Below are 13,591 nucleotides of genomic sequence, written 5' to 3' on the forward strand. Positions count from 1 at the left end.
GATCGGCTCGCTGGCGCTCTACTGATAAAGGTCCGCCCGCGTCGGCGGCAGTCCGCTCGGGCCCCGCGCGCGCTTGGTGACGACGGTCTGGAAAATCTGCGCCGAGGCGCGTTCGAAAGTGATCGAACAGCCGGTAAGATAAAGCAGCCAGAGGCGCGCCTTGGCTTCGCCGACCTCGGCGATCGCTTCGTCGAAGCGTGCGTGGAGGCGCTCGGCCCACAGACGGCAGGTGCGGGCGTAGTGCTCGCGCAAATTCTCGACATCGTAGACAAGAAAGCCGTGCGCTTCGAGATTGCCGAGCGTCATGCCGATCGTGTCGAGTTCGCCGCCGGGAAAGATGTATTTGATCAGCGCTTTGAATTCCGGGCCCTTGCGCAAGGTCTTCTTGATGCTGCCCTTGTCGCGCCGGGTGATGGCGTGATGCAGATAGATGCCGCCCGGCTTGAGCAGGCGACGAATGGTCGAGAAATAGGCGGCGTGGTTGGCCAGCCCCAGATGCTCGAACATGCCGATCGACGAGATCTTGTCGAAGGAGCCGGACAGCTCGGCATAGGACTTTATCTCGATGGTGATGCGATCCTCCAGTCCCTCAGCACGGATGCGCTCGCGGGCGAGCTGGGTCTGGGCTTCCGACAGCGAGACGCCATGGCCGACGACGCCGTAATTTTTCGCGGCATGGATGAGCATGGCTCCCCAGCCGCAGCCGATGTCAAGCAGCCTTTCGCCGGGCTTCAGCCGCAGCTTGCGGCAGATATGATCGAGCTTGTCCTTCTGCGCCTGGTCGATGCCATTGGCGAAATCGGTGAAATAGCCGCAGCTATAGACCATGCGGTCGTCGAGGAAGAGCCGGTAGAAGGCGTTCGAAATGTCGTAGTGGTGCTGGATTGCTTGCCTGTTCGACCCGCTGACGAAGGGGTTGCGCCCGGAAAGGTCGGTCCGCGCCGTCATCTGCTTTCTCGAAAACAGCACGGCCGGCAGGTCGCGCAGGACCGCGAGCTTGGGCAACGACTTGAGCTTCGCCCTGAGCTTGCCCTGCGCAGGCAGAGCGTAGAAATCGAACAGCGACCCGTCTTCCACGTCGATGGTCTTGGAAATCCACATTTCGATCAGCGTCGAGAGGTTGGGCCGCCGCATCACCTGCCAGACGATGTCCTGGTCGTTGATGGTGACCACCGGGCCGGTGGCGGGGCCGATCCGCTCGCCGTTCCACAGCTTGACCGCGAAACCCGGCTTCAACGTCTCGATAACCGTTCGAACGATCCGTGCGGCTCTCTCGGCTGCCTCCATCCCCGTTCCTCCTGCTCAGCCCCTGACGGTCCGGCAGCGACATTGCCTGTCCGATCGGATAGCCGCAAGCAGTTAGCGGCAAACGCGCACCGCATTTTCACGATGGCGCCTTGCCATTTGCAGATCGACACCCCATCATGAGGGCGTGTTCAACAAATCGAAAGGAGGTGATCCGATGTCGAGTGATTTCGTTTTCCAGAACGTGGCCTCAGCGGATTGCACTTTCGGGAAGCAGTCTTCCCGTTAAGGCGCGAGATGCGCGGCTGGTGACGCCTGGAGCGCCGCGCGTCCTTTGGACGCGCAAAGGACGCTCCAGCACTTTAAGTCACGTCGCCGCCATGAGCCGCGCCATGGACGGAAACACGGAAGGCCGCCGGCTTCGAAAGAAGCGGCGGCCTTTTCCTTTGGGTGTTCGTCTATTAGCCGTCGGGGAAGATCAGCGTTTGATGGCAAGCTTCTCGATATTCTTGCTGATCTCCTTGAAGGCGGTTGCCAGCTCCGTGCCGGTGGCGGCCTCGTAGTAGTGCTTCAGCGAGGACGTGTCCGCTGTGGAGCAGTTCTTGAGCACGCTCTTTGCCTGGTCCCGCTCGGTCGCCGTCATGGTCGGATCGTTCAGGTCAAAGCCGATCGTGAATATCTCAATCCCATCGCGCTTCATGTTGGCGCAGATGGCTTCGGCATTCTTTCGCGCGGTCTGGCCCTGACCCTGCGAGCTGGGCGCACCGCGCCCTTTGGCAAAAGCGGTGTTGAATTGGCCGTCGGTCATCAGGATGGCGATCTTGGCCACCCTTCTTTTGTCGAAATTGGCGGGGCCCGCACCCAGACCGGCATCGGCAATCGCCGAGCGCCACGACGGCGAAAGCATGTAATAGCCCCATTGCGCGGCGATACCGCCGGCCGTCACGCCATCCGCCCTGAAATCGTCGATTGTGTTGAGCAGTTTGTCTTTGTCGGCGGTCAGGGGGATGAGCTCGGCGGACGGGCAGCTGCGCATATTGTGGTCCCGATTGACTTTGGCCAGATAGGTTTTGCCGTTGTTGTCCAGGCGCGGCGTGTAAGGGCCGTCGGCCGAATAATCGGCGTAACCATCCCTGTCCTTGCGTTCAGTGGCACATTTGTCGGACGCCAATGTCAAGGACACCGAGACCGGAGCATCAATCGGGGGCGGCACCTTTGATCCATATCTCGTCTCGACGAATACCGTGCTGGCCAGACCGCCGGTGTTGACGGCTTCGGCGTAGGGAACGATGGCGATGCGTACGCGGGGATTGTTCTCGTCGCGGTTCCATTTGAGCAGGTCTTCCACGGCTCCTGAAGCCGCGTCCTGCAGGTCGCCAATTTTGTCGGTCTTCTTATACCAGCTGGCCTCCATCGATCCGGTCACGTCGAGCATCATGGCCACTTCAATCTGCCTGTCCGAATAGAGTGCTGTCGTCGATACTGTGACACGCTGCATATCGCCCATGCCGAAGATCGGAAAATAAAGGCCGACATTGACATGCACGTCCGCCTGAACCGTGTTGGCGGTCCTGTCGATGGTCAATTTGTCGAGGACGATCCGATCAGCCTGCAGCATGCCCGCTCGGCTGTTGGCATCGAGAAACGCCTGCACCGACTTGTCGGCGTCGGCCTCCTTGATGTCGCCGGTCGTTAGGTCGCGTGCCGTCGAGGTCACCGCCGCATCGACCACGCCCTGCAAGCCCGATTTGGCGTTGTAGAGCTGGGAAACATTGACGGCAAAGCCGACGCCAAGCGCCAGCACCGACGCAACCATGCCGAACAGAACCGCCAAATTTCCGCTTCGATCTCGGGCAAAGCCGCCGATCGCGTGAACAAGACCCCCAAAACGCCGCATGCTTTCGCCTCCATTCGCCACGACTCGAGCCGTGTGAAGGCCGCATTGCAGGATTCCGGCCGGACGGCGTCGTCATCGCAGTAAAAGCCGGCGGCTCATCGTCAAGCCCTTGTTTTTGCTTGGTTTCGAAACGTTGCAAGGTAAATAGACGGTAAACGACAAGCCGCTGCGGCAGTTTCGTTTACCAAGCGCTTACCACGATCCCGACCGCTGCCGTGGAGCGCAACAGCCCGATCCCGATCCGGCACAGAGGGTCTGTGCCGAAGCGGATCAGGCGCGTCATATCCGTAGGACAGCCGATGATCGTAACAGCCGGACGCGCCGTTCGCGCTTGCGCTCCTATGCCAGCATCTGCGCGCTGGCCGTCCTGTCGACGCCGCGATGGGGCGGGTTGAACAGATTGCTTTCCTGCTCGTAGGTCCAGACCTTGAACAGGCTGAGCCGGTGCGGGCCGAAACTGTGCAGCAGCGGCACGTCTGTCGCGTCGCGGCCGCGCGCGATGACGACGCGGCCGATCCTCGGCATGTTGTGGCGGGGGTCGAACGTGTACCACTTGCCGTCGAGGAACACTTCCAGCCACGCCGAAAAATCCATCGGTGCCGGGTCGACCGGCACGCCGATGTCGCCGAGATAACCGTTCACGTAGCGGGCTGGGATGTTCATGCAGCGGCAGAGCGTGATCGCCAGATGAGCGAAGTCGCGGCAGACGCCGACGCGTTCCTCATGCGCCTGCGCCGCCGTGCGGGTCGGGCGCGCATAGCCGTAGCCGAACGACAGACGGTTGTGGACATAGTCGACGATCGCCTGCACCCGGGCCCAGCCGGATGGAACAGGCCCGAAAACCTGCCAGGCCAGATCGCTGAGATGATCGGTTTCGCAATAGCGACTGCCGAGCAGATAACAGAGCACCTCGTCGGGCAACTCCGCCACCGGCACTTCCCTGGCCAGCGTGTTGACCTCGTCGGTCTCGCCGCTGTCCTCGACGACGGCGTCGTAAAGAATGCGAAAGCCTCCGCCAGGCGCGTTGAAGCGGCGGCAGGTGTTGCCATAAAGATCATGATAGAGCCTGGTTGGGACGGAAGGCGAGGTCAGCACGCGCGTCTGCCGTTTGATGTCGGCCTGGCGCTGCTTGTGGATCTCGAGCAGCGAAATCACCGGGGTGGATTCAGCACAGTCGATGGCGATTTCGTAGCCGAGCCGAATCAGCATTGCGGTTCCCCTCTTGTGAGTGTCGTGGAAGACGATTGGATTAACGCGAGATGGCCGGCCGTGGTTCCCTGGTCTGTCGAAAAAGGCGATCTCGCGCCTTCCCATGCCGCCGGTGCGACGTTACGGTCGATCGACAGGCTTTGGTTCCTTCCGAAACAACTTGGGATAGCAGATGTTCGCAGGCAGAAAATTCGCAGCCTTGCTGTTCGACATGGACGGCACGGTGGTCAATTCGATTGCCGCGGCAGAAAGGGTCTGGGCGGATTGGGCACGCCGGCAAGATCTCGACGTTGCCGCATTCCTGCCAACGATCCACGGCGTGCGGGCGATCGAGACCATCGCTCGGCTGGCGCTTCCAGGCGTTGACCCGATGCGTGAAGCCGATGCGCTTCTGCAGGCCGAGGTGGCCGATATCGACGGCATCCTTCCAATCGCCGGCGCCGCGGCGTTTCTGGCGTCGCTGCCACCCGAGCGCTGGGCAATCGTCACTTCGGCGCCGCGCGAGCTGGCTCTGCTGCGCATCGCGGCCGCCGGCATCCCGCTTCCCGCCACCCTTGTCGCGGCCGAGGACGTTTCCCGCGGCAAGCCGGCGCCGGATTGCTTCCGGCTGGCGGCCGAGCGGCTGGGCGTCGACGCGCGCGACTGCCTCGTTTTCGAAGATGCGCCCGCCGGGATAGCGGCGGCCGAGGCCGCGGGAGCCACCGTCGTGGTGATCAGCGCCACGCACCAGCATCCGTTGCAAACGCCGCATGCTGCGATCGCCGGTTATGAGGGGATCGGCGTCACCGTCGACGACCGCGGCTGGATTGTCCTCGGCGCGGAGCGCGCTGCGGCTTAGGGTATGTTGAGATTCAGGTCAGGCCGAGCCGGAGTCGAAGACGGGCGCGAAGCGACCAGACTAGGTGGGTTCCGAGAACCGGAACGGAGCGGACTTTCAGGTCCGTGAGAAGCGCAGGAATCCGCTGTTCGCAGGCCGGCATCACCTGAATATCGACATACCCTTAGAAATCGCTGGCCCTTAGAAATCGCTGGTCAGGCCCTTCACTTCCCAATCGCCATAGCGGCCGGGTTCCCTGCCGCCACGGCCGCCGAGTTCCCGGGGCATCGCGGCTTCCTGCTCGCGATAGTGTTCGCGCCGTGCTTCCGCTTCCGCCAAAGCGCGGCGGGCTGCCGGTGTCAGCGTCCTTTGCGGCACGTCGTGACCCGGGCCGGCGTCTGCATTGCTGGTTTCGCCTGATATATTGGCTTCGTCGATCATGCGATATTCCCGGCGATTGAAACCGGCCCCAATTGAAACAGGGCCACACGTTTCCCATCATATAGCGATGAGCCGACAAGGATCGACCCTTTTTCCGAAAGGCCGGCAGAAACGGAGCAGACAATGAACACACTTCGCACCGCCATGCTTTTGGCAGCGATGACCGCGCTGTTCATGGGCGTCGGCTATCTGATCGGCGGATCGGGCGGCATGGTGATCGCCTTGCTGATTGCCGCCGCTATGAACCTGTTCAGCTATTGGAACGCCGATAAGATGGTGCTGTCGATGAACCGCGCCGTCGAGGTCGACGAAAGGAACGCCCCGGAATATTACGCCATCGTGCAGAGCCTCGCCAAACAGGCCGGCCTGCCGATGCCGAAAACCTATCTGATCGACAACCCGCAGCCCAACGCTTTCGCCACCGGCCGCAATCCGGAGAATGCCGCGGTCGCCGCCACCACCGGGCTGTTGCAGCAACTGTCGCATGAGGAAGTCGCGGCGGTGATGGCGCACGAGCTCGCCCATGTGCAGCACCGCGACACGCTGACCATGACGATCGTCGCCACGCTTGCCGGCGCGATCTCGATGCTCGGCAATTTCGCCTTCTTTTTCGGCGGCAATCGCGACAACAACAATTCCCTTGGCATTATCGGCGTGCTGGTGGCGATGATCGTGGCGCCCTTTGCCGCGATGATCGTGCAGATGGCGGTCAGCCGCACCCGCGAATACGAGGCCGACCGGCGCGGCGCCGAGATCTGTGGACAGCCGCTCTGGCTTGCCTCGGCCCTTGACAAGATCGCTCGCGGCGCCGAACGCATCCGCAACCCGGATGCCGAGCGCAATCCGGCAACTGCCCACCTCTTCATCATCAATCCTCTTTCCGGCGAGCGCATGGACAGCCTGTTTTCGACCCACCCAAGCACCGACAACCGCATCGCCGCCCTGCAGGCGATGGCGCAGGACATGGCCGGTGGCGCATCCGCCTCCGCGCGGCCGCAAACGCCGATGTCGCGGCAGCCAGACGAACAGCGGCCTTCGGGCCCGTGGGAGAAAGCTGAGCAGCCGGCTGAACCGGCCAGGCCAAAGTCCAATCCCTGGGGCCGCAATCCGACCGGACCCAAGGGTCCGTGGTCGTGAGCGAAGCGAAACGCCGGCACCGAATTTCAGGCGATCATGAAAACAATGCAGCGAGCCCCGGCGAACCTGTTGCGGGCCTGGCCGCGCGCAAGGCCGCGGCACGATTGCTGGCCGCCGTCATCGATGCGAGGACGCCGCTGGACGGGCTGACCGACCACGAGAACGGCCATCCGCAATACAAGGCGCTCGACCTGCGTGACCGGGCGCTGGTGCGCGCCATACTGGTCACTGCGCTGCGCTTCCGCATGACCATATCAGGGTTGCTGGCCCGCCGCCTGGAAAAGCCGCTGCCACCCAACGCCACCGCGCTTTCGCATATTCTGCATATAGCAGCGGCGCAGATCCTGTTCCTCGATATTCCCGACAGCGCCGCAGTCGACCTTGCCGTGACCCACGCCAAGTCCGATCCGCGCACGGTGCGCTTCTCCGGTCTCGTCAATGGCGTGCTGCGGACGCTGGCGCGATCCAAGCAGGCCGAACTCGCTGCAGCGCTTGCCGCCACCGACGAAGCGCCGAAATGGTTTTCCGACCGGCTGAAAGCCGCCTATGGCACTGAGAAAGCCAGGCAAATCCTCGCCGCCCACAGATACGAGGCGCCGGTCGATTTCACGGTCAAGACCGATCCTGCGCTGTGGGCCGAGCGGCTCGGCGGCATCGTGCTGCCGACCGGCACTGTGCGCGTGGAGAAACTCAGCGCCTCGGTCACTGAACTGCCCGGCTTTGAAGACGGCGCCTGGTGGGTCCAGGATGCCGCCGCCAGCCTTCCGGCCCGGCTTTTCGGCGACGTGAGGGGTTTGCGCGTCGCCGATCTCTGCGCCGCCCCCGGCGGCAAGACCGCTCAGCTCATTCTCGGCGGCGCCACGGTCACCGCGATCGATTCCTCGAAGAACCGGTTGGCGCGACTCTCGCGAAATCTCGAACGGCTCGGTCTGTCCGCAGAAATTGTCCAGGCCGATCTGCTCAAATACGAGCCGGAACAACTGTTCGACGCCGTCCTCCTCGACGCGCCCTGCTCCTCGACCGGCACGGTGCGGCGGCATCCCGACGTGCCGTGGACGAAGACGGCGGCCGACATGGAAAAGCTCGCCAATCTGCAGCGCAGCCTGCTCGCCCGCGCCGTCAGCCTGGTCAAGCCTGGCGGGCGCATCGTCTTTTCCAACTGCTCGCTCGACCCGCTCGAAGGCGAGGCGCTTCACCGCGCCTTCCTCGCCGGGACGGCTGACATTGTCGACGATCCGCTCCGCCCGGGCGAGATCGCCGGCATCGATCCTTTCCTGACGCCGCAGGGCACGCTGCGCACCACGCCCGCAGATCTGGAGCTCGGCTCACCGGAACGATCCGGCCTGGATGGCTTCTTCGCCGCCCGCATGCGCAGAGCCGGCCAACGCTGAAAGTTTGAAGACTGTTTTAGGAAGAATCCTGCGGAAAACAGGCTGAATTCCAAGGCCTCCGTGGAATTCGCCTTCGCATAAGTTCTTGAATCACATAAGCTTGTCTTCGGATTGGGCGCTACGAGGAGGGCTTTTGGCGATCGCTGCCGGCAGCACGACGCGTCTATGGACGCTTGTCGCGAAGGAGTTCTGGCGCAAGACGCGCCGGCGCCTGCGTGGCGGGCCGATCCATCGCTGGCGCTACTCCGGCCGCACACCGGAACGCGTGTTGATCGCGCCGCCGGACCTGCGCCTGGCCGACCGGCAGATCGCGCTCGAGATTTATTATGGCCGCTATCCGCTGTCGGGACATCTTGTCGAAACCGGCGGCAAGTCGCCCTTCCAGATCGCCGTAGCCAATCCCGGCTGGCAAAAGGCCCTGCACGGCTTTCGCTGGCTGCGCCATATGCGCGCCGCCGGTACCGAGCTTGCCGCCGCCAATGCCCGCGCGCTGGTCTCCGACTGGATCGCCATTCATGGCAGCAATATTTCCGGTGTCGCCTGGGAGCCCGGCACGACGGCCAAGCGCGTCATTGCCTGGCTGCAGCATTCCTCGGTGGTGCTGCAGGGTGCTGAATTTCCCTTCTACCGGGCCTTCCTGAAATCGCTGGCCATGCAGATCCGCTATCTCAGGGCGATGGCACGCGAGATGCCGGACGGCAAGGACAGGCTGCGCGCCCGCATAGCGCTTGCCTTTGCCGCTCTGTCGCTACCGGCGCCGGCGTCAGCGCTGCGCGGCGCGACCCGCAACCTCGCCGAGGAGCTCGACCGTCAGATTCTGCCGGATGGCGGCCATATTTCCCGCAATCCGATGGCGGTGCTTGAAATCCTCGCCGACCTTCTGCCGCTGCGCCAGACCTATGCCAATCAGGCCGAAACGCCGCCGGCGGCGCTGATGGGCGCCATCGATCGCATGCTGCCGGCGCTGCGTTTCTTTCGCCACCAGGACGGCAGCCTCGCCCGCTTCAACGGCATGGGCGCGACCATCCACAACCGCATCGCCACCATTCTGCGCCACGACGACACCGCCGGCGCGCCGTTGCTGCACGCACCGCATTCGGGCTACGAGCGCCTCTCCATGGGCGGCGTCACCGTGATCGCCGATACCGGCCCGCCACCGCGCATCGATGTTTCCAACGCGGCGCACGCCGGATGCCTTTCCTTCGAGCTGTCTTCCGGCCGCCGCCACTATATCGTCAACGCCGGCGTGGACACCTATGGCGCCGCCGAATTCCGGCCGCTTGCCCGCGCCACGGCCGCCCATTCGACCGCCACCATCAACGACACCTCGTCGGCGCGTTTCAGCCACTCGCTGCGCGTCAACGATCTGCTCGGCACGCCGCTGATCGGCGGCCCGCAGCATGTGCCTTGCAAGCGCACCGACCAGCAAGGCAGCCAGGGTTTTCTGGCTCGCCATGACGGCTATGTCGCGCGCTTCGGCTTGCTGCATGAGCGCGAACTGAAATTGTCGACGAACGGCAATGTGCTCGCCGGCAGGGATCGCCTTCTGCGGCCGGGCAATGCTGCGATCCGCAACAACGGCCGCGATTTCGTCACCGTGCGCTTCCACATCCATCCCGACATAGGCCTGCTCAAGGACGAGCACGACCGGCTGGTGCTGACCGCCGATGAAGCCGACACATGGGTGTTCACCTGCACCGAGGTGGCGCCCGAGGTCGAGGAATCCATCTATTTCGCCGGCCTTGGCGGCCCGCGCCGCAGCCGGCAGATCGTGCTGGCCTTCAAGGCGTCAGAGATTTCCGAAGTCCATTGGCAACTGACACGGACGGCCATCGCCGGTCGTCCGGCAAAAAGCTGAGACTGCGGTAGCCCCGCAGTTTGATTTCCAGGCCTCATGTGCTACGGCGCGCGGACACTGTCCCAACCAGCCGTGAAAGGCCGCCAGCCCATGGCCGTCGCCGCCAAGAACATTCCCGCGCCCGACCTCGTTCCTGTCCGTCGCGCGCTGCTTTCCGTTTTCGACAAGACCGGCCTCATCGATTTCGCCAGGGCGCTGGCCGCTGCCGGCGTCGAGCTGGTCTCCACCGGCGGCACGGCAAAGGCGATCGCCGAGGCAGGCTTGGCCGTGCGCGACGTCTCCGAACTCACCGGCTTTCCCGAGATCATGGACGGCCGCGTCAAGACGCTGCATCCGTCCGTGCATGGCGCGTTGCTCGGCGTGCGCGACGATCCCGAACACGCCGCAGCGATGCGCGATCATGGCATCGAGCCAATCGATCTCGTCGTCTCCAATCTCTACCCTTTCGAGGATGTCCGCCGCTCCGGCGCCGCTTACGCCTCGATCGTCGAGAACATCGACATAGGCGGCCCGGCGATGATCCGTGCCGCCGCCAAAAACCACGCCTATGTCGCCATCGTCACAGACCCCGAGGACTATGCCTCGGTGCTCAACGCGCTTGAGATGAATTTCGGTTCGCTCTCGCTGGATTTCCGCAAGAAGCTGGCGGCCAAGGCCTTCGCCCGCACCGCGACCTATGATGCGGCGATTTCCGGCTGGTTCGCCGAAGCGCTGGAGATCGAGCATCCCACCTGGCGCGCCTTCGGCGGCAGGCTCGACCAGGTGATGCGCTACGGCGAGAACCCGCACCAGAGCGCCGGCTTCTACGTCGATGGCGACAAGCGGCCGGGCGTCGCGATGGCGCGCCAGCTTCAAGGCAAGCAGCTTTCCTACAACAACATCAACGACACCGACGCCGCCTTCGAGCTGGTCGGCGAATTCGATCCGGCGCGCTCCGCCATCGTCGCCATCATCAAGCACGCCAACCCGTGCGGCGTCGCCGAGGGCGCCTCGCTGAAGGCGGCCTATGCCAAGGCGCTTGCCTGCGATCCGGTGTCGGCCTTTGGCGGCATTGTCGCGATGAACCGCACCCTCGATGCCGAGGCAGCCGAAGAGATCGTCAAAACCTTCACCGAGGTCATCATCGCGCCGGGCGCCTCGGACGAAGCAATCCGCATCGTCGCCGCCAAAAAGAACCTGCGCTTGCTGGTCACCGGCGGCTTGCCCGATCCGCGCGCGGCCGGCTCCACTGTGAAATCTGTTTCCGGCGGGTTGCTCGTCCAAGGCCGCGACAATGCGGTGGTCGACGACCTCGACTTGAAAGTGGTGACCCGGCGGGCGCCGACAACGGCCGAAATGGCCGATCTCAAATTCGCTTTCCGCGTCGCAAAGCACGTCAAGTCGAACGCCATCGTCTATGTCAGGGACGGTGCCACCGTCGGCATCGGCGCCGGCCAGATGAGCCGGGTCGATTCCTCGCGCATCGCCGCGCGCAAGGCGCTCGACGCGGCCGAGGCAGGCGGCCTGGCCGAACCGCTGACCAAGAATTCTGTCGTCGCTTCGGATGCCTTTTTCCCGTTCGCCGACGGGCTGCTGTCGGCGATCGAAGCCGGCGCCACCGCCGTCATCCAGCCGGGTGGCTCGATGCGCGACGACGATGTCATCGCCGCCGCCGACGCCCACGGCATCGCCATGGTGTTTACCGGCGTCAGGCATTTCAGGCATTAGCGCTTCTTCCCTTCTCCCCTTGTGGGAGAAGGTGGCCGAGCCCACGGGTCTTGCCTCCGGCAAGCCCGAGGACAGGCTCCGTTTGGTCGGATGAGGGTGTTGGCAGGATCGCTACGATGAAGACGTAAACGCTTCAAATTCTTGATGTTTTCACGTTGAGTTTCTTCCAGCACCCCTCATCCGTCTCGGCGCTATCGCGCCGATCCACCTTCTCCCAAAAGGGGAGAAGGGAAGAAGCAGCTCACTCCGCCGTCGGGTTGTCTGCCGGATACGGCGTGCGGACCAGGATCGCTAGGCCGACGCCGAGGAACAACACGATTACAGCCATGCCGAGCCGCGCCGAGCCGCTGGCGGCGGTGATGGTCGCCACCATGAATGGGGCGAGGAAACTCGTAGCCCGTCCGGCCAGCGCGTAGATGCCGAAATAGCGGCCCGACTCGGCTGGGGTGACGCTGCGCGCCATGTAGGAGCGTGACGACGCCTGCACCGGCCCGAAGGCCAGTCCGATCAGCAAGCCGTAAAGTATGTAGGCCTTTTCCGCCGCCGTGCCGAACAGGCCGCCCGAATCGGCAGTGGAGAGCTGTAGCATCCCAAGCAGCGTGAAACCCGGTCCGGTCGAGACGATGCCAATTGTCGCGACAGACAGCATAACCAGCGAAATCATCACCACGGCCTTGGAGCCGAGGGCCGTGTCGAGACGGGCGGCGATCCAGCAGCCGACGATGGCAACGACGTTGAGAATGATGCCGAACAGGCCGATCTCGGTGGTCGACCAGGCGAACATCCCTGCCGCGAAAAGTCCTCCCAGCGCAAGCAGCGCATTGACGCCGTCTTGATAGATCATGCGGGCGACCAGGAAGCGGAAGATGCCGCTTCGCTGGCGCACTTCGGCCAGTGTCGACTTCAGCTCCGACAGCCCCTCGCGCACCGCCGGCCCGATCGGAATGCCTTTGGCGGCATCTGGGGTAAAGAAGAACATCGGCAGGATGAACAGCAAGTACCAGCCAGCCGACAGCGGCCCGGTGGCGCGCGCGTCCTCGCCGAGCTTCGGATCGAGGCCGAAGAGCGGGTCGAGGCCGATGATCGTCTTGCCGGTTTCCGGCAAACCCGCCATGAAGGCGACGACGAAGATCAGCGCGATCATGCCGCCGAGATAACCTAGACCCCACGCGATATTTGAGATGCGGCCGATTTCGCTCTTCGGAACCAGGCGCGGCATCATCGAATCGTTGAACACCGTCGAGAATTCCGCCGCCACCGACGCCAGCGAAAACAAAGCCGCGATAAGAAACAGATTTGAGCCCGGCGCGGCAAACCAGAGCAAACAAAGACTCGTGATCTTGATCGCGGCAAAGCACGCGATCCACGGCTTTCGCGGGCCGGTCTGGTCTGCGATCGAGCCGAGTATGGGCGACAAAACGGCAATGACCAGTCCCGCCGCGGCGATGCTCCAACCCCAGACCGTCAGGCCAAGTAGATGCTGGGATTCGACGTAAGCTTCAACTGCGGCTGGACCGGCTGCCTCGGCAGCTTGCATGGCAGCCGGATCCAGAACCATGCGCGAAGCGAAATAAGGACCGAAGATGAAGGTGGTGATGACGGTGAAGAACGGCTGTGCTGCCCAGTCGAACAGCATCCATCCCCAGATGCCGCGTTCCGGTGCTCGCTGCACTGCTACTTCGGCCATATGCCCTCCTGCCCCGTTCGCTTGGCCTGCGACCGGCGCCATGTCTGCATGTTTCCGGTGCTCACGCAAATGACAGAGGCCGCGCCGCCCCTCATTGCCCTGCCGGGCATTTCTCCCCGTATAGGGACCTATCGCATTCACACATGTCGGTTGCGCTTTTCGGCGAAGCTCGATTCTATTTCGGCCGGAAAGACGAAGGAGG

General features: G+C 63.6%; 10 protein-coding genes. 5 read left to right on the plus strand and 5 right to left on the minus strand.

Going from position 1 to position 13,591, the window contains the following annotated elements; genetic code table 11:
• Window positions 1-18: 18 nt before the first annotated feature.
• The 3 genes from AC0L17_RS27175 to AC0L17_RS27185 all read right to left on the minus strand — a co-directional run bounded on the left by AC0L17_RS27175 (window position 19) and on the right by AC0L17_RS27185 (window position 4,351).
• Window positions 19-1,287, minus strand: a complete 1,269-nt coding sequence (locus tag AC0L17_RS27175) for a class I SAM-dependent methyltransferase (RefSeq protein WP_473518058.1) — start codon at window positions 1,285-1,287, stop codon at window positions 19-21.
• A 436-nt stretch (window positions 1,288-1,723) separates the two neighbouring features.
• Window positions 1,724-3,142 carry a TadE/TadG family type IV pilus assembly protein gene (locus tag AC0L17_RS27180; RefSeq protein WP_473518059.1) on the minus strand — a complete coding sequence of 473 codons (1,419 nt, stop codon included), beginning with the start codon at window positions 3,140-3,142 and terminating at the stop codon, window positions 1,724-1,726.
• A gap of 339 nt (window positions 3,143-3,481) precedes the next feature.
• On the minus strand, window positions 3,482-4,351 hold the full coding sequence (locus AC0L17_RS27185; RefSeq protein WP_473518060.1) for a transglutaminase-like domain-containing protein: 870 nt from the start codon (window positions 4,349-4,351) through the stop codon (window positions 3,482-3,484).
• Between the two features lie 172 nt (window positions 4,352-4,523).
• On the opposite strand from AC0L17_RS27185, the gene AC0L17_RS27190 reads away from it, so the two are divergent.
• A complete protein-coding gene (locus tag AC0L17_RS27190; RefSeq protein WP_128173621.1) occupies window positions 4,524-5,189 on the plus strand; it encodes an HAD-IA family hydrolase in 666 nt (221 codons plus the stop codon).
• 180 nt (window positions 5,190-5,369) lie between these two features.
• Here the strand turns inward: AC0L17_RS27190 and AC0L17_RS27195 are convergent, their stop codons facing one another.
• Window positions 5,370-5,609 carry a DUF1674 domain-containing protein gene (locus AC0L17_RS27195; RefSeq protein WP_473518061.1) on the minus strand — a complete coding sequence of 80 codons (240 nt, stop codon included), beginning with the start codon at window positions 5,607-5,609 and terminating at the stop codon, window positions 5,370-5,372.
• Between the two features lie 123 nt (window positions 5,610-5,732).
• Here AC0L17_RS27195 and htpX point away from each other — a divergent pair, with 123 nt between their 5' ends.
• From htpX to purH, 4 genes are all read left to right on the plus strand, one after another.
• On the plus strand, window positions 5,733-6,746 hold the full coding sequence (gene htpX, locus AC0L17_RS27200; protein WP_473518062.1) for a zinc metalloprotease HtpX: 1,014 nt from the start codon (window positions 5,733-5,735) through the stop codon (window positions 6,744-6,746).
• Window positions 6,737-8,137: an RsmB/NOP family class I SAM-dependent RNA methyltransferase gene (locus AC0L17_RS27205; protein ID WP_473518063.1), complete on the plus strand. Its 1,401-nt coding sequence runs from the start codon at window positions 6,737-6,739 to the stop codon at window positions 8,135-8,137. The genes htpX and AC0L17_RS27205 overlap by 10 nt, the downstream gene beginning before the upstream one ends.
• Before the next feature lie 133 nt (window positions 8,138-8,270).
• Entirely contained in the window at window positions 8,271-9,995 is a 1,725-nt protein-coding gene (locus AC0L17_RS27210) for a heparinase II/III family protein (protein ID WP_473518064.1), read from the plus strand.
• 90 nt (window positions 9,996-10,085) lie between these two features.
• Window positions 10,086-11,702, plus strand: a complete 1,617-nt coding sequence (gene purH, locus AC0L17_RS27215; protein ID WP_473518065.1) for a bifunctional phosphoribosylaminoimidazolecarboxamide formyltransferase/IMP cyclohydrolase — start codon at window positions 10,086-10,088, stop codon at window positions 11,700-11,702.
• Window positions 11,703-11,943: 241 nt separating this feature from the next.
• Here the strand turns inward: purH and AC0L17_RS27220 are convergent, their stop codons facing one another.
• Entirely contained in the window at window positions 11,944-13,389 is a 1,446-nt protein-coding gene (locus AC0L17_RS27220; RefSeq protein WP_473518066.1) for an MFS transporter, read from the minus strand.
• Window positions 13,390-13,591 lie beyond the last annotated feature (202 nt).

This window comes from Mesorhizobium sp. WSM4829 (assembly GCF_055811475.1).